This window comes from Gemella sp. 27098_8_155, assembly GCF_041433725.1.
Lineage (GTDB): Bacteria > Bacillota > Bacilli > Staphylococcales > Gemellaceae > Gemella > Gemella haemolysans_D.
In genome coordinates this window covers 1-17,640 of sequence record NZ_JAPWCA010000010.1, presented here as the reverse complement: position 1 = coordinate 17,640, position 17,640 = coordinate 1, and the positions used below count along the sequence as shown (strand labels likewise).

Here is a 17,640-nt window from a genome sequence, read left to right as displayed (position 1 = left end):
AATCCATTCATTTTGTTTCTACTTTGACAAAATGAACTAGCTTTTTAATAAGACATTATTATAAATTATCAACACAATATAATTTTATACTTATTTAAATTATACTAAAAATACCAACTAAAAACAAATGGTTATTTTCTATTAACTACTTATTTTTAATTGGTATTTATTATTTTAACTTTTTCTTATTATTTGTAGAATGCTTCTACTTTAGCTAATACATCCGCAACTTCTGTATCAACTTTTTCTAAAGTTTTTCTTTCTTTAACTTCCACGATTCCTTCACCAGCTTTTTTACCTACAACTACTTGTAATGGAATACCGATTAAATCCGCATCGTTAAATTTAACTCCAGCACGTTCTGCTCTGTCATCATAAAGTACTTCATACCCAGCAGCCGTTAACTTAGCATATAATTCTTCACTAAGTTTTACTTGTTCTTCTTTCTTAACATCTACACATACTAAGTGAACTTGATATGGAGCTACTTCTTTAGGCCAGATAATTCCTTTATCATCACTATGTTGTTCAATGATTGCTGAAATAACACGAGTTACCCCGATTCCGTAACATCCCATATAGAAGTGATTTGCACGACCATTTGCATCTAAGTAAGTAATGTCCATAGATTCTGAGTATCCTTTACCAAGTTCGAACACTTGTCCTACTTCGATACCTTTAGCGAATTTAACTGGTCCTGATAAGTCTTCAGCTAAATCTCCTTCTTCAATCATACGAAGGTCGTAGTGAGCATCGATTTCATAATCCCCTGGATTTACATTAATATAGTGGAATCCTTTTTTGTTAGCTCCGCAGCTGTGATTGTACATATATTTAATAGCATTATCACCGATTACTTTACAGTTTTTAATGCCAAATGGTCCCATGTAACCTACTACACTTCCCATAACTTCTTCAATTTCTTGCTCAGTTGCCATTTCTACTTCAGAAGTTCCTGTAGCTTTCATGAATTTAATATCATTAAGTTGATCGTTACCACGCATAAGAACTAAATAGAATTCTCCATCAGCTTTTAAAGCTAATGCTTTCATAGCACGGTTTACTTCAACACCACAGTATGCAGCGATTTCATCGATAGTTTGTTGATTTGGAGTTTCTAATAAACTACGATCTTTTTTCTCAAAACCAGTAGGCATAGTGTAGTTTTGTTCAACTACCGCTGCAGTTTCAATATTTGCTGCGTAATCACTCTCTTCAGTATACGCAATAGTATCTTCTCCAACTTCTGCTAAAGCTTGAAACTCATGAGTATAGCTTCCTCCGATATTTCCAGAATCAGCTTTTACCGCACGATATTTAAGTTCAAATCTATCAAAAATATTACTGTAGGCTTGATAATAATCTTTATAAGTTTCTCTTAAAGATTCTGGTGTATCGTGGAAAGAATAACCATCTTTCATGATGAACTCTTTACAACGTAATAAACCTAAACGTGGACGAATTTCATCACGGAATTTAGTTTGAATTTGGTATAAGTTCACTGGAAGTTGTTTATATGAAGTTACCATGTTACTAACTGTTTGACAGATAATTTCTTCAGCGGTTGGACTTAATGCATACCCAGCATTTTTTCTGTCTGTAACACGAATTAACTCGTCTCCCATTTTGTTCCAGCGACCAGATTTTTTCCAATATTCATCTGATTGTAAAATTGGCATTAATAATTCTACAGCACCAATTTTTTCGTGTTCTTCTCTTATAACTTTTTCAATTTTTTGAATTACTTTAGTAGCTAAGGGAAGATGAGTGTAAACTCCTGCAGATACCTGCTTCACCATCCCCGCTTTAATAAGCAACTTGTGACTTGTTGCTTCTGCAGAGGATGGTACTTCTCTTGTTGTTGGAATAAATGTTCTTGATTGTCTCATAACAATACCACCTCTCATTTTTAAAATTACTTATATTATACCACAAAACTTATGATTTTTTTCAAATAATTTCACTTTTTTATAAATATATTACTGTATTACATAGCTGTAATTTATTGTTATTAAATTTTAAATATTACATTTAAAACTATAATCAGTGTTACTTTCACTTTCTATTGTATTTTTTTATTAAACACTTACTCATGAATTTAATACTGTTATATATCTTTTTTTACTACACTAATAGCGATTTTCATTATTACTAATTTATCAACACTTTTTATCTTTATCTTCTGTTACTTCTTTTTCAAGATTTTTTCGAAAATATTATATTTTTAGTTGTTAGTAATTTAATTTTTTCTAATAATATAGTATAATAAATAAGATAATTATTTATGGAGGGATATATGTTTAATTATCCTAATAAAAAAGGTAATTTTATTCAAAAAACTAAGTATTCTAATAGAGGGATGGAACTTGAAGAGGATATAAATTTTGCGAATAAATATTATTTAAATAATGACATAGCTGTAATTCATAAAAAACCAATTCCTATTCAAATTGTTGAAGTTAATTATCCTAGTAGATCTAGCGCTATGATTACTAAAGCATTCTATAAAACACCTTCTACTACGGATTACAACGGTCTTTGGAATGGAAAATATATTGATTTCGAGGCAAAAGAAACTAATTCAGCCACTTCGTTTTCTCTAAATAATATCCATGATCACCAAATCGAACATATGCAAAAAATTTTAAATCACGGTGGAATAACTTTTATCATAGTTCGTTTTAAAAAGATAGATAGAACCTTTATTTTACCTTTTAAAAATTTTATTTTCTTTCATAATCGAGCTAATAACGGAGGAAGAAAATCAATAAAACTTAGTGAATTTGAAGAATCGGCATTTGAATTATCATTCAACTATAAAATAAGATTAGATTATTTAAATATTATAAAAAATAATGAAAGTGAGTTTTAATAACAGATGAAAACTTTGTTTAAATATATAAGTTCAATCTTTTTTTCAATCTGCTTAGTATTATTCTTTGTTGTTATGATACTATTTGCACGTGAATTAAGAGATGTTCCTGATATTACTCAGGCAAACTTACAAGATCCTTTATCATCGGAAATCTATGATAAAAATCTTAATTTAATCGCTACTGTTGGAGCTGAAAAAAGAGAATATGTATCATTAGAAGATATCCCTAAAAATATAACTGATGCGGTTCTTTCAACAGAGGATACAAGATTCTATTCTCACCTTGGGATCGATCCTATTCGTCTTATCAAAGCAGTTCTTGTTAACATACGTTCTAATTCTGCTCAACAAGGTGCTAGTACAATAACTCAACAAGTAGTAAAAAATTCATTACTTACATCAGATAAATCGTTACAACGTAAAATTCAAGAAGCATACTTATCTTTAAAATTAGAAAATAAATACTCTAAAAAAGATATATTAGAAATGTATATGAACAAAATATACTATTCTGATGGACAATACGGTATAAAAACAGCTGCCAAGTATTTCTATAATAAAGAATTAGATCAGTTGACTTTACCACAAGTTGCTCTTTTGACTGGTATGCCTCAACAACCAATATTATATAATCCTTACGATTATCCTGAACAAGCTAAAGAACGACGCGATACTGTATTATATGCACTTTTAAGTAATGGAAAAATCTCAGAAGATGAATACAATAATGCAGTTAATACACCAATTACTGAAGGTATTGTAAGCAAAACAAAAGAAGAAAGAGCTAATCAACACACTTATAATCCTAAGTTTGCTGCTTACATAGATCAAATTACTAAAGAATTAAAAGAAAATAAAAACTTTGAAAATGTTAAAGATCCATTGTCTATGGGACTAAAAGTTTATACTAACTTAAATCCCGAATTACAAATGTATGTTCAAGATATGTTAGACAATCAATCTTACCCGATGACACCGCATGCTTCTCAAGCCGCTATTTCTGTTCTTGATACTAAAACTGGACTTGTTGAAGCTATCGGTGGAGGAAAAAATTATAAAGCTGGTGGTTATAACTTCGCAGTAGACGCACGTGTACAACCTGGTTCATCAATTAAACCTCTAATCGACTATGCTCCTGGGATAGAATATTATGGTTGGGACCCACAAACAACATTTTCTGATACACCATATAAAATAGCTGGAACTGAGTTTTATATTCAAAACTGGGATAGAATTTATCATGGAACAGTGCCTATGACTCGAGCAGTGTCTTGGTCTTACAATATTCCCGCAGTACGCGCTTTCGAATCTGTAGGATATGAAAGATCTAAACTTTTTGCTGAAAGATTAGGAATACCTGTAACTAAAGATGAACCTACTACAGCAATCGGTGGTAATGTTGATGGAGTTTCAACTTTACAAATGGCTGGAGCCTTTGCTTCATTCGGTAATAAAGGTTACTATAACAAACCTTCTACTATTGTAAAAGTATTTAATGCTAATGGTAAAGAATTGGTAAATATTAAGTCTGAGCCTGTAAAAGCAATGTCTGAGGAAACAGCTTATCTTATGACAAACGTCTTAAAAGGAGTTTTAACTGAAGATGGAACATCTCCTAATGGTAAAATTCCAAACTTTGACATGGCTGGTAAATCTGGATCTAGTACCTTCGATGACACCGCATATTACAACTATGGAATTGATGTAGTTAATTCTACAAAAGATAGCTGGATGATAGGTTATACCACTGACTATACTGTTGCAGTTTGGCAAGGAGCTGATGTAGTCGATTCAGCTGCTAAAGCTTTATCTTATGAGCAAGCAAAAACAACCCAAGTTATAATGGCAAATGTTATGAAGAAAGCTTCAGATAATAAAGTTCCTGCAGCATTTGAAAAACCAGCAGGAATCGAGTCGAAAAATGGAGTTGAATACGCTAAAGAAAGAAATAAAGAAACAGACTATATGTATGCTGGTAGTGATCGTGATGCTGTTTATCAAGCAGCACTTGCACAAAAACAACGTGATAATCGTTCTGCATTAACATCAGTATTTAATTCACTAACAAACTCAGCTACTAGAGCAACTATAAATCAAGGTACAGCAAATTCAAGAGCTTCTGCTAACAATACAGCAGGATCAACTAGAGCCGCCCAAAATAATCGTAGGCGATAAAATAAAAGAATCGTAAGAAATAAAAATTTCTTGCGATTCTTTTATTATTAATTCATAATTTTCTTATATATACTCTCACAGATAAAAAAATCTAACTCATCATCAATATCATAACTATATATTTTTTCCATCTTAAATACTTTTGTTCTTTTTGAATAAAATGTTTTATCCCTTAAATAATTGTCTTTTGTAGACATCCATATTGAACCATTTGGATAAATATTAACCGGCTCATCCTGTCTTCTATAATCACCACCATGCCTTGAAGGTATCAAATATCCATCATTTTCATCCATAAATAAACTTTTATTTAATCTATAATTACTAAATGACACTAAATGGTCACATTTTTCAAACAAATCAAAAGCATCTAGTATATGCTCTTTCTTTCTTATAGGTGATGTGACTTGCAAATTTATAAATATAAAATTTTCTTGTATGTCCTTAAATAAATAATTTAATGTATCGAATGTCGTTGAAGAATCTAGTGAAACATTTTCATCACGAATCTTATAAATACATTTCTCACCATATTCTTCTCTACAAATATCTAAATATTCTTCTGAATCAGAAGATATCCAAACTTCATCAAATTTGCCACTTTCCAATGCCACATCTATAGTATGAAAACATAATGGCCTTCCACAAAATAGCTTTATATTTTTGTCTGCTAGACCTTTTGAACTTTTTCTTATTAATATAATTCCAATTTTTTTCAAGTTTATCCTACTTCCTTATGATGTTTTATCATTAACTATTATAACACCATAATGCATTTTAAACTATACGATTATATAATAAATAAAAATTAGATATCTAATAACCTGTGCGGGGGTGACTCGACAAAATCTTGTTTCTACGAAATCACGATTTTTGAGTCACTACCACACAACCTTATTAATCTCTATGTTAGAAATTAAATCCTTCATAGAATATTCTATTTTTTCCTATCCCTTTTTCTTTTAATAGTTTTTCATATGAAATATTCATCACCATTGGGCCTGCAATAATATAATTATAGTCATCTCCAATTGGTAAATAATCACTTAATTGTTCAGAAGTAAACCTCCCATTTTGACAATATGATTTAAAATTACTTCTTTCATTCCATAATTCAAATTTTTCTTGATATAATAATTTCTTATCTTTTTTTACAGTATATAAAAATGTGATATCTTTATCGTCAAACTTATCTGCTAATCCAAGTAAAGGAACGACACCAATCCCTCCTCCAATAAGAACAAACTTTTCATTCTTACCAGATTTTTCTATCATTGAACTTAAGACTCCATATCCTCTTGTTAAATTAACTTTTTCTCCTACTTCTAAATTAGATAAATTTTCAGTAAAATCTCCTACTCCTTCTATCGACATTTGAACGTATCCATCACGTTCTGGAATATTTAAAATAGAAAACGGATGAGGTTCTTTCATTCCTTTTACATTCGGAAAAGAAATAAATGAAAAATCTCCCGCTTCTATTTTTCTTAAAACTGATTTACCAGTTGTTATTGTTAATTCAGTTATATTTTCATCTACTTTTCTGACATTTTTTAAAATACCAACTTGAACATTTAAGTATTTATTATATGCATAGTACCCGTATGCTCCAAACGCTATAACAGTGTATAAAATAACTAATACTGTAAATGGAACTATACTTCTAATATAAGGAATCAGAAGTACATGTAAAAATGCAAGTACCGCAGCTACTAAATTAAGCCTATGTATCCACATAGATAATTCATGTTTAAATATTTTTTCTAATACTTTCTTTATTTTCATCAAAATACTAATCCTTGAAGTTAACCAACCTGCCATAAAAACAAGAGAATAGACAATTATTGCCATAAATATATACATTGCCCACTCACCAGTTAATTTTATAAGTCCTGACGACTTTAGTAACTGATCATGCAAGTACATAAAAATTACGGCAAAAATTGCAGTTACTCCATGAATTATATACATATCTGGTAAACCTATTATTCTATCTAACCATTTAGGTTGAGTCGATAAGAATATTGCTGAAAGCATCCATGAATATGCAAATACTCCTAAATTAATCGCTAATACTCTACTTCCAAACACCTCAGGTAAACCATTTCCTACTGTTATTATTAATAGTAATGGTATCGTTAATAGTACTATTAACCAAATCATATTAAATATAAATTTATGTTCTCTCAACATCCGTTATTTTTCCTTCCTCAAATACTCTTTTAATTCCCTCTTTTGTTAACAAAATTCCAGTCAATTTATTTTTTTCTACAAATTCACTCCAAACATTTTTATTAGATACTATACCCACTGTTGCCATTATATCTACATCTGATAAGTATCTTCCAATAACTGTAACTTGGATATGCTCAATATCATTCTCACTTTTAATATGCTGGCCTTTTTTATTAATCCCCGAGGTTGCCACCGCTCCATTTTTTATACTGTATCTAGCTATTATCTTTTCTCTATCTTCAGGATTTTCTATCCCTATTTCCCAAGAAAAATCACTATCAAGACTAGTACCCACTTGCATATCTCCAGCTCCATTAATTGCACCAGCTTCTATAATATTATTATCAATTAATGGCTTAATATATTTCATAAAAACAGTTTCTATAGCCCAACCTTTAACAAGTCCCGTTGGATTATATTTTCCTTCAAAAAATGGATTAAATAAGCCTCGTGTCTCTTTTTCAGCTAAAATTGAACGACTGTAAACTTCTTGATATTCTAAATCAAAAAAATTTTCTTGTAAAACTTCACCTAAATCGGTATGCCTACTAACCAAACTATCAGGTAGAAATGTCGAAAATTTTTCTTCTACTTTTTTCAAATATTTATCAATCTCATCGATAACTTGATTCAATGCCTCTATTAAAGTTTCATCGAAATTATTCTTTACAAAAATAATTGTAAAAGGCATATTCATTCTTTTTAAAACATAAGTTTTATACTTAATCATCTTATTTAGCCTTATTTAATGCATCCTGTAATGAACCTTTGAATCCTTCAAAAGTTTCAGACGCTCCTGATACTAATGCAATATCACTACTCTGTGCTTCTATCGCTTCTTCAACATACTTAGGAAGCGCTGTCTTATTAATACTTTGTGAAAATTCTTCATCTGGTTGAAGTAGCACATTTACATTAGAAATCTTCCCACCTTGAACAACAACACTTACTTGAAAATCACCTTTATTTGTTTTAGTTACTGCACCTGTGTACGTACCATCTTTATACGTTACACCTTCTTTTGTTGAAGAAATTGTACTATTTGTTGTATTTTTTGATTCTTTATTTTCTGCTTGATTAGTGTTCTGCGTTTTTTGATTTGATGTTGTAGTTTGTATACTTGGTTTCACAAAAGTATAATACCCTGCTGTTAAAGCAGATGCACCTACTACTCCTATTAATGCTGTTTTCTTTATTTTACTCATGTTATCTCTCCTTTATTTCCTATACTTTTAAGGATAATATACCATATTTTTAATATATGACCTACTAGATTGCATTAATAAATATTATATTATTTCTAACTAAATTATAGCTAATGTGAAAATTTCAGAATCATATCAAAATTATTTCATTTTAGTTAACATAATTTTAAAATAAAAAATCTTTAGAGATATTTTTTACCTCTAAAGATTTCTTTTTTATTTCTTCGGTCTTGTTTCTGGAAATCTAAAAACAAAAATAATATAACAACCAAAGCAGCCCCCACATTGTATGCTGCGGTAATGATTGCACTTGTCATTATTTTCTTATCATTTGGTATAAATTTCGACACAAATGAATTTATGAAAACTATAATCATTGATCCACCAAATGCCATTATCATTCTAGATATTGTATATAGCCAATAATTATGAGTGAATATAGCAAAAAATGAAAAACATAGACAGAATAATGCTAACAGTGCAGCTTTTCTTGGATGTAATCTAATCAAAATAAATGCTGCTAATAAATTAGCTATAATTCTAGCAATTGTAATTGTATAGTTAACAACCTCAGATATTATAGGTGATACTTTCTCACCATTAAAATAATGATCTGTAATTTGTTTCGATAAATTTGATCCTGCTACCCAGTTTGTAGCAAATACTACATATGCTGTAATTAGCAATGCAAACATAATTATACCTTGCCTTCGAGTAGGAGAATTTGATGATAGTTCCATCTATTTACCTCTTTCTTTCTCTTTTAAAATTAGTACACCTATAAGATATTATAATACTATTTCTAAAATACTATATTCGTTTAATATAAATATTCAGAAAATACAAGAAAAATATGCTATTTACATTGCTTTTTCATGAAAATATTTTTAAAATTAAAAAAAGACTAATATCAGAGTATTAATCTTTTTTTCTAAATAATTTTTTTAATGATAATACTGGTTTATTCCTTACTATCTTGTCATTACCAATAAATTCTCTCATTTCTTTTAAACATTTTCCAGAATTTTTGACTATAAAATTGAAACTCCCAGCTCTTTTTGTATCGATAAAAAATCCTCTGATATATTTATCTCTAAAAAACATCTGTGCTCGTACTTTTTCAATCTCAGTCCAAGGTATTTGAATATAATCTTCTGGATTTCTATGATTATAGAACTCAAAAGCTTTATCTCCTACCATAACATCTCCATGTTTGTTCCCAATTGATCCAGTAAGACAATTAGCTTTCGTTGTATAAATTACCTTAGTATTCATTGATACTACCATAACTAACACCTCTACTCTATTTTCTTTACTAACTTTAAAAAGGAAGTTGAGACATCTTGCCTCAACCTCCTATGCTTTATTACATTACACCTGCTACGTGAGCAATTACACCTAAAGCGAATAATCCAAAGATTATTACTACTGGGCTTACTTTACGTTTTAATAACCACATACATACGAATGTTAATAATAACGCTGCAAATCCAGGAATAAGTTGATTTAAGTTATCTTGTAATGTTATAACTTTTTCTGGTGTTAATGAGAATTTACCACTTGTTGCTTTTGTAACAATATCTTGTAATACTTCACCAGTAATGTGTGTGCCTTTTTCTGGGAAATGAATAAATGCTTTTTCATCTAACGGTACTTTAGAAACTACCAATGGGAAGCTGATGTTAGTCCAACGTTGAACTAAAATCCCCATTACGAACATACCAAGGATTGAAGCTCCTTTTGTAATTGTTTGTAAAATACCACCTGAAAGGTCACTTGTAATTTCAGAACCTTTTTTATATCCGAATTCTTGTGTATACCATAAGAATCCAATACGGATTAAGTTCCATGCGATAAAGAAGAATAATGGTGCAATAATTGAACCACCAGTTGCTAATGAAGCTGCGATAGCTCCAAGGATAGGACGAACTGTAAACCAGAATACTGGATCCCCAATACCTGCTAATGGTCCCATCATACCAACTTTAACCCCTTGGATTGCTGCATCATCAATATCAGCTCCATTTGCTTTATCTTCTTCTAAAGCAAGTGTAACCCCTAGAATAGGTGCTGCAATATATGGGTGAGTGTTAAAGAACTCTAAGTGACGTTTTAATGCTTGAGTTGCATCTTCTTTGTTTGGATATAATTTTTTAAGTGCTGGGATTAAAGCAAATGCCCAACCACCATTTTGCATACGTTCATAGTTCCATGAACCTTGAAGGAACTGAGAACGTAACATAACGCTACGACGATCTTTTTTACTTAATGTAATTTTTTTCTCTGACATTTGTAGTTCCTCCTTATTAATAATCGTTTAAGATATCGCCTAGTGGATCCCCAGATGAAGTATTTCCACTTCCGCCGCCACCTTTGTTTTTAGAAAGGTTTAAGTAAATAATAGCTAAACATAATCCGATGATACCTGTTGCGATAAGTGTTAATTGGCTAATTGGTGCTAATGCAAATCCTAAGAAGAAGAACGGCCACACTTCTTTAGTTGCCATTAAGTTGATAACCATTGCAAAACCAACTGCAACTACCATTCCTCCACCGATTGCCATACCTTCTGTGAACCATTTTGGTAATGCTTCAAGAGCTTTTTGAACTACTGATGATGGAATGAACATTAATAATCCTGCTGGAATAGCAACACGTAATCCTTGAGCTGCAAGTGCTACGTAGTGCCAGAATTCAACTCCACGGAAGTTACCGTGTTCTGCTGCGCGGTCAGCTTGGTGAACGATAACTACTGATAGTGTACGAACAACCATTGTAAGTACAAGACCAACTGTAGCTAATGTAACAGCTGTTGCGATAGCAATAATACGCCCTTCAGCTGAGAAATCTCCAGCTTTAATGAAAATAATAGCAGATGCTACTGATGCTAAAGCTGCATCGGGAGCAACCGCAGCCCCAATATTAGCCCATCCAAGTGCTAATAATTGAAGAGCTCCACCTAAAATAATACCTTCTGATAAATGTCCTGTTGCTAAACCGATTAAAGAACAAGCAATAATTGGTTGATGGAATTGGAATTGGTCTAAGATACTTTCCATACCAGCTAAAAACGCAACAATTAGGACTAATATAACTGTTAGAATACTAAATTCCATAGTGTCCTCCTAATTTCTATTAAATTATAATTTTAAACCTTCACTTGATTTAGCTTCAATAAGTTTGAATAAATCTGATGGAGAATCGTTAGATACTTTACGAACATCAAATTTAACACCTAAATCACGAAGTTTTTTGTATACTTCTACATCTTCTTGATCTAACGATAATACGTTGTTAATTTGAACTTTACCAACAGAGTGAGCCATAGAACCAATGTTTAATTCTGGAATCTCTACTCCTTTTTCGATTACTGCAAGAGCGTCTTGTGGTGTTTCAAATAGTAATAATGCTTTTGTATCACCAAATCGTGGATCATTATAAACTTGAACAAGTTTATCCAATGGAATTACGTGTGCACGCACTCCTGGAGGAGCTGCTTGCTCAATAAGTTTTTTACGTAATTCATCTTTTGATACTGAATCTGAAACTACAATAATTCTGTTTGGATGAGTTGCTTTTGTCCAGTTAGTAGCAACTTGTCCGTGTAGTAGACGAGTATCGATACGGGCTAATACAAAGTCAATTTTCCCGTTTCCTAACACTGTACCTTCAGGAATCTCTCCTTGTGGTGCAGCTGTTGTGCTTTCAGCTACTTCTGCTTTAGGTTGTAGTTCTTCAGGGCGAACTTTAACCCCATCAATAGCTGTTGGTGTAATTGCTTTTGCAATCTCGTGAGCTGTTGTCATAGTGAATCTACTTGCGTATGCTTCGATAAGCATTGGTAAGTTTAATCCTGCTACGATTGCTCTTTTCTCTGGTGCTTCTTCAAATAACTTATTAGCTTGGTTAAATGGACTTCCACCCCAAAGATCGACAAGGAAAAGAATTTCTTCAGAATCTACTTTAGCGATAGCTTCTTGAAGTTTTCTTTGCAGGTCTTCAGGTCCTTCACTAGGCATAAATACAACTGATTCTACTTTTTCTTGTTCACCAAAAATCATAGAACCTGATTGTTTAATTCCTGCAGCGAATTCACCGTGACTCGCGATGATAATTCCTACCATCTTAGTACCTCCTTTTATAAAATACTTATTTTATTATGACGTGTATACCTTTGCATACAAATAAATTATATCATTTATTAATTTTTTTGTAAATGTTTAAGTTTCTTACTTTACAAATTTTGAGATTGATTTCTATTTTATAAGGTAGGATGGTAAACATATTTTTTTTATTATTTAAGCATAAAAACTATTAGTATAGCTTTTGTAAGTTAAATTAAGTTTTATTTTAGTCACTCTATATGTAAATTTTAATTTTAAAAATAATTATATGAAAATATTATTTTCAAACTTTCATAATATTCTTTCTATTTTTCTAAAATATAAAAATGGGAGTGACTCAAAAATCGTGATTTCAAAGAAATCGATTTTGTAGAGTCACCCCCGTACAGGTTATTAGATATCTAAAAAGCTTTTATAAAGCGAATTTAGATATCAATAAATCACTGCGTCTATGAGTTCTCATATACACTTTGTTAAATTTTATGATTTTTGGGTCAGCCCCATTCATTAACTATTTATCAATTATACTTGTATTATTTAATGTTTCTTTCCGGGAATAACATTTTCAGTACATTTAGTGATAATCTTCTTGACTTACCCGAATGTGGATAGATATGCATCATCATCATAGGATTAAAATTAGCCTCAATAACACCGTAATTTTCTCCATTTATTTCTTCTGTTATATCTGGAATAATCAAGTCAACTCCACATACTTTAGCCATCATAGCATCAGTAATTTCTACAGCTAATTTTTTATAACTTTCATGAACAGCATCTGTCTTATCTACAGAATCTCCACCTGTGCTTATATTAGAGTTTTCTCTAAGATATGCAACCTTGTTTTCTGGTAATATTGAATCGAAGTTTAATCCTTGTTCAGCTAATTGTAGTTTTTCAATCTCTCCTAATTCAATTTTTTTCAGTGGAGTTTTTTTTGCGTCTCCTCTTAATGGACTAGAATTTTTTATCTCAACTAATTCTCTAATTATATGTTTTCCATCACCAACTACATTGGCAGGAACTCTTAATAATACAGCTTCTGTTTTTCCTTCAATTACGAAAAATCTATACTCTATTCCTTCTATAAATTCTTCAATTAATATATCTTTATCTTCTTTTAATGCAAATTCTACAGCTTTTGAATAGTTTTCTAACGAATTTGTTCCATTTTTAAATATCGTTATACCTAATCCAAAATTAGTGCTTTTTGGTTTTATAACTATTGGTTTATTTTTTATATAATTAAACTTCTGAATTGCTTCATCTAAACTAGATACCTCATATCCTTTAGGTACTCTAAAACCTTTTTCAGCAAGAACTTTTTTTGTTACTACTTTATTTTCCATAATTAATGGAGAGATGTAACTATCTTTACTCGTCATATTTCCATTTTTTACATATTCAATATGATCTTTATTTTCTAAACGAATAAATTGATCATTTTCATCAATTACATCTACTTTAATTCCATTTTTTATAGCATCTTCTATTACCGCCTGTGTAGAGAGTTCCATGTTAGCAAAAGCACTTAATGAATAATATTCTCTTAATGCCTCTTCTTTATATTTTTCAGCAAGTTCGATACCAACTCTAGACATATTGTTATCTTTTTCATACTCAGCTAATAACTTAGCTCCTAGAGTATTTTTTGGATTTTGTAGTTCATCTATTTTTTCATCAATTAATTTAATATCATTGTCAAATAAACCTAATTCCTTAACTAGTTCTTTCATTTGACTTAATAACCATATTCCTTCTTCCTCATAAGGAACATTTTCATATGGATGAGTTAATGCGACATTTTCACTATACTCATAACCTAATGATTCTGAAGTTTCTTTATTCACTTCATCTAACCAAACTAATGTTTTTAGGAATAAATGAACAAATCTTATATCTTTTTCTAAAATACCAAAAGGTGCAAATGGATTTAAATCGAAAAGACGGAATTCCATATATTTAATACCTTCTTTAGGAAATTTCACGATAGTATCAGCACCTCTAAAACGAACACTAGAGTAAAATTCTTTTTCAGCTATTAGATTGCCATTTTTCACATAACCTGTAATATCTTCAATATATTTTTCTAATGAACTATACGATACTTTAATATCATCATCGTTAACATAGCCAAAGCGACTAGTACGTAAACTCCTCACATAATGATCAGGTTTTATTCCATTTGTAAAATACTTATCTTCAGCTAATGGAGAAGCTCCATATAGGTATATTAATATCCATTGGTATCTAATAAATTGCCTAGCTAATTTTAAATAAATTTCATTTTTTACTCTAACTAAATCTTTCTTAGTAATTTCTGAAATTTTCTCCATAAACTTATCATCAAGTTGGAAATTATAGTGAATTCCTGAAACCATCTGTTTATATTTACCATATTTTTCTACTAAATATTCTCTATATTCCACATCAGATTTTTTTTCAAATTGAGCAACTCTTATATCCTTTTCATCAGGTAAAATTGCTGGAATACTTAATGGCCATATGAATTCATTAGCAGGTATATTTTTAAGTGTAACCTCATGAACTGCATTTAATACTCTAAGTACAGATTTTTCACTGTTTTCTGGGGTTGTAATAAGTTCAACTTGTGATTCAGCAAAATCTGTCTGTATATATGGATTTTCATGACGTACTCCAAATACTTTTGGATGATCTGTTTTTGAAATCGTACCATCTTTTAAGATACGTTGTCCCTCTTTTTCTAAACCAATTTTTACATTAGTAAATATCTCTTCTAAATTATTATCTTTAATTAAATCTCTAATTATCATATTCTATCACTCTCTACATACAATCTAGTTACATTCTATCTTATCATAAATATACAATTTATAATAGAAATTAAACTCAAAGCAAAGTATATTATTACAAACACTTACAATATACTTCCTCTTATGTTATAATCAAATTACACTGAAGAAAGGGGTATGAAATTCGATAAACAATCGTATTTCTTATAATTACATGATTAAATTAATTGCTAGCGATATGGATGGCACTTTACTAAATAGTGACCACAAAATCCCAAAAGAAAATATAGAACTTATAAAATTTGCACAAAAAAATGGAATTCAATTTGTAGTAGCGACCGGAAGAGCCTATTATGAAGCATTACCAGCATTAAACGATGAAAATATAAAATGTGATGTTATAAGCTTCAACGGAGGAATAATATACGATAAGAATGGGAATATAATTAATATTACTCCAATGAAATTAAAAGATTTATACTATACAATTGAAATATTAAAAAGTTTAGAAATAAGCTATCAACTTTATACAAAAAACACAATTTATACAAATAGTATAGAAACTGATATAACTGCATATATAGATCTAATACGAGCAAATGGCGAAGAACCAAACGAACAGCACTTAAGACAAGAAGCTAGAAATAGACTTGCATTAGGACATATTACAGAAGTTGATAATATAGAGTTATACTTAAATCAAGAAAATAATCCTGCTATTAAAGTAATCGGTATATCAAATGATTTAGAAAAATTAAAACATGCTACTGAACTACTTTCAGGAAATGATAATATTAGTGTTACATCATCAGGCGCTAATAACGTCGAAATTATGGACAAAAAAGCAACAAAAGGTGAGGCATTAAAAATAGTCGCTGATATACATGATGTCAACTTAAAAAATGCTATTGCTATAGGTGATAATCTTAATGATCAAGCCATGCTAGATATAGTTGAATATAGTATTGCAATGAAAAATGGAAATAAAGATCTACAGAAAACTTCTAAATTCATCACTGACAAAACAAATTCTGAAGGTGGCGTTGCTGATTCAGTTATGAAATTATTAAAGGAAAAAAATGAATTCTACGAAGATATAAATCAAACACTAGTAGAAGCCGCTATAGAAGCTACAAAATTTGCGTACGTTCCATATTCAAACTTTAAAGTTGGTGCAGCAATACTCGCTGATAATGGTAAAATATACACTGGATGTAATATAGAAAATGCAAGCTATTCTCCTACTAACTGCGCAGAAAGAACTGCAATATTCAAAGCTGTTAGTGAAGGAGTAACAAAATTTAAAAAAATAGCAGTTGTAGGTGGTCCTAATGGAAATTTAGAGAATTACTGTCCACCTTGTGGAGTATGTCGACAAGTTATTTCGGAATTTGCAGATGAAGAATTCGAGTTAATTCTAGGGACATCAAAAAACACATATGCAGTATACAACTTTTTTGAAGAAGTATTACCACTTAGCTTCACAGCAAAAGAATTAAAAAAATAAAATTAAAGAGCAATTCTAGTATAAATAGACTTGCTCTTTAATCTTTATAAAACTTAATTATAAAAAAAAGTCGTAACAAAAGTTACGACTTGGTTAAGATGACCCGTACGGGATTCGAACCCGTGTTACCGCCGTGAAAGGGCGGTGTCTTAACCACTTGACCAACGGGCCAAAAATATAAAAGGCTAATTAATTAGCCTTTTATTAAATTAATGAGCCATGAAGGACTCGAACCTTCGACCCTTTGATTAAAAGTCAAATGCTCTACCAACTGAGCTAATGGCTCATGGCTGGGATACCTGGATTCGAACCAGGGGAATGACGGAGTCAAAGTCCGTTGCCTTACCGCTTGGCTATATCCCAATATTAGAATGGTGGGAAGAAGTGGATTCGAACCACTGAACCCTAAGGAGCGGATTTACAGTCCGCCGCGTTTAGCCTCTTCGCTATCTTCCCGGCTTATTTAAAATGGTGGAGGTTAACGGGATCGAACCGCTGACCCCTTGCTTGTAAGGCAAGTGCTCTCCCAGCTGAGCTAAACCTCCGTTCAAATGGTGACCCGTACGGGATTCGAACCCGTGTTACCGCCGTGAAAGGGCGGTGTCTTAACCACTTGACCAACGGGCCAAAAAATGGCTCCACAGGCAGGACTCGAACCTGCGACCCTCTGATTAACAGTCAGATGCTACTACCAACTGAGCTACTGTGGAATAATAAGTCTAATGCATTAGCAATAGACCTCAAA

The 17,640-nt window shown here is 31.1% G+C and carries 14 protein-coding genes and 7 tRNA genes; 3 read left to right on the top strand and 18 right to left on the bottom strand.

The window, feature by feature from the left end; genetic code table 11:
• Positions 1-188: 188 nt before the first annotated feature.
• Positions 189-1,889, bottom strand: coding sequence for a proline--tRNA ligase (locus O5Y44_RS05560; RefSeq protein ID WP_271964805.1), 1,701 nt, complete (start codon positions 1,887-1,889; stop codon positions 189-191).
• Positions 1,890-2,296: 407 nt separating this feature from the next.
• Here O5Y44_RS05560 and recU point away from each other — a divergent pair, with 407 nt between their 5' ends.
• Together recU and O5Y44_RS05550 are read left to right on the top strand one after the other, a co-directional pair.
• Positions 2,297-2,872 carry a Holliday junction resolvase RecU gene (gene recU / locus O5Y44_RS05555; RefSeq protein ID WP_271964804.1) on the top strand — a complete coding sequence of 192 codons (576 nt, stop codon included), beginning with the start codon at positions 2,297-2,299 and terminating at the stop codon, positions 2,870-2,872.
• A 6-nt stretch (positions 2,873-2,878) separates the two neighbouring features.
• The gene (locus tag O5Y44_RS05550) at positions 2,879-5,050 is read left to right on the top strand and encodes a transglycosylase domain-containing protein (protein ID WP_271987706.1); all 2,172 of its coding nucleotides are present in this window, start codon (positions 2,879-2,881) and stop codon (positions 5,048-5,050) included.
• 47 nt (positions 5,051-5,097) lie between these two features.
• Here O5Y44_RS05550 and O5Y44_RS05545 read toward each other — a convergent pair whose 3' ends face one another.
• The 10 genes from O5Y44_RS05545 to gshAB all read right to left on the bottom strand — a co-directional run bounded on the left by O5Y44_RS05545 (position 5,098) and on the right by gshAB (position 15,409).
• Entirely contained in the window at positions 5,098-5,769 is a 672-nt protein-coding gene (locus O5Y44_RS05545) for an acylneuraminate cytidylyltransferase family protein (protein WP_316447202.1), read from the bottom strand.
• 190 nt (positions 5,770-5,959) lie between these two features.
• Positions 5,960-7,213 (bottom strand): ferric reductase-like transmembrane domain-containing protein, encoded by a 1,254-nt coding sequence (locus tag O5Y44_RS05540; RefSeq protein ID WP_371465670.1) that lies wholly within the window; start codon positions 7,211-7,213, stop codon positions 5,960-5,962.
• A gap of 13 nt (positions 7,214-7,226) precedes the next feature.
• A complete protein-coding gene (locus O5Y44_RS05535) occupies positions 7,227-8,015 on the bottom strand; it encodes an FAD:protein FMN transferase (protein WP_316447204.1) in 789 nt (262 codons plus the stop codon).
• A 1-nt stretch (position 8,016) separates the two neighbouring features.
• Positions 8,017-8,490 carry an FMN-binding protein gene (locus O5Y44_RS05530; RefSeq protein ID WP_316447205.1) on the bottom strand — a complete coding sequence of 158 codons (474 nt, stop codon included), beginning with the start codon at positions 8,488-8,490 and terminating at the stop codon, positions 8,017-8,019.
• A gap of 182 nt (positions 8,491-8,672) precedes the next feature.
• On the bottom strand, positions 8,673-9,230 hold the full coding sequence (locus tag O5Y44_RS05525; protein WP_316447206.1) for an MFS transporter: 558 nt from the start codon (positions 9,228-9,230) through the stop codon (positions 8,673-8,675).
• 178 nt (positions 9,231-9,408) lie between these two features.
• Positions 9,409-9,777: a DUF956 family protein gene (locus O5Y44_RS05520; RefSeq protein WP_316447207.1), complete on the bottom strand. Its 369-nt coding sequence runs from the start codon at positions 9,775-9,777 to the stop codon at positions 9,409-9,411.
• Positions 9,778-9,856: 79 nt separating this feature from the next.
• Positions 9,857-10,780: a PTS system mannose/fructose/sorbose family transporter subunit IID gene (locus O5Y44_RS05515; protein WP_316447208.1), complete on the bottom strand. Its 924-nt coding sequence runs from the start codon at positions 10,778-10,780 to the stop codon at positions 9,857-9,859.
• 16 nt (positions 10,781-10,796) lie between these two features.
• On the bottom strand, positions 10,797-11,606 hold the full coding sequence (locus O5Y44_RS05510) for a PTS mannose/fructose/sorbose transporter subunit IIC (RefSeq protein WP_316447209.1): 810 nt from the start codon (positions 11,604-11,606) through the stop codon (positions 10,797-10,799).
• A gap of 24 nt (positions 11,607-11,630) precedes the next feature.
• Positions 11,631-12,614, bottom strand: a complete 984-nt coding sequence (locus O5Y44_RS05505; RefSeq protein WP_048802072.1) for a mannose/fructose/sorbose PTS transporter subunit IIA — start codon at positions 12,612-12,614, stop codon at positions 11,631-11,633.
• Between the two features lie 533 nt (positions 12,615-13,147).
• The gene (gshAB, locus tag O5Y44_RS05500; RefSeq protein ID WP_316447211.1) at positions 13,148-15,409 is read right to left on the bottom strand and encodes a bifunctional glutamate--cysteine ligase GshA/glutathione synthetase GshB; all 2,262 of its coding nucleotides are present in this window, start codon (positions 15,407-15,409) and stop codon (positions 13,148-13,150) included.
• A gap of 193 nt (positions 15,410-15,602) precedes the next feature.
• Between gshAB and O5Y44_RS05495 the strand changes: the two genes are divergently transcribed.
• Positions 15,603-16,895: a cytidine deaminase gene (locus O5Y44_RS05495; protein ID WP_316447212.1), complete on the top strand. Its 1,293-nt coding sequence runs from the start codon at positions 15,603-15,605 to the stop codon at positions 16,893-16,895.
• A 99-nt stretch (positions 16,896-16,994) separates the two neighbouring features.
• Here the strand turns inward: O5Y44_RS05495 and O5Y44_RS05490 are convergent.
• The 7 genes from O5Y44_RS05490 to O5Y44_RS05460 form a co-directional block, all read right to left on the bottom strand.
• A tRNA-Glu gene (locus O5Y44_RS05490) sits at positions 16,995-17,066 on the bottom strand.
• Between the two features lie 42 nt (positions 17,067-17,108).
• A tRNA-Lys gene (locus O5Y44_RS05485) sits at positions 17,109-17,181 on the bottom strand.
• 1 nt (position 17,182) lies between these two features.
• A tRNA-Gln gene (locus O5Y44_RS05480) sits at positions 17,183-17,258 on the bottom strand.
• Positions 17,259-17,267: 9 nt separating this feature from the next.
• A tRNA-Tyr gene (locus O5Y44_RS05475) sits at positions 17,268-17,351 on the bottom strand.
• A gap of 13 nt (positions 17,352-17,364) precedes the next feature.
• Positions 17,365-17,440, bottom strand: a tRNA-Val gene (locus O5Y44_RS05470).
• Between the two features lie 7 nt (positions 17,441-17,447).
• A tRNA-Glu gene (locus O5Y44_RS05465) sits at positions 17,448-17,522 on the bottom strand.
• A gap of 6 nt (positions 17,523-17,528) precedes the next feature.
• Positions 17,529-17,605 (bottom strand) — tRNA-Asn (locus tag O5Y44_RS05460).
• Positions 17,606-17,640: the final 35 nt, after the last annotated feature.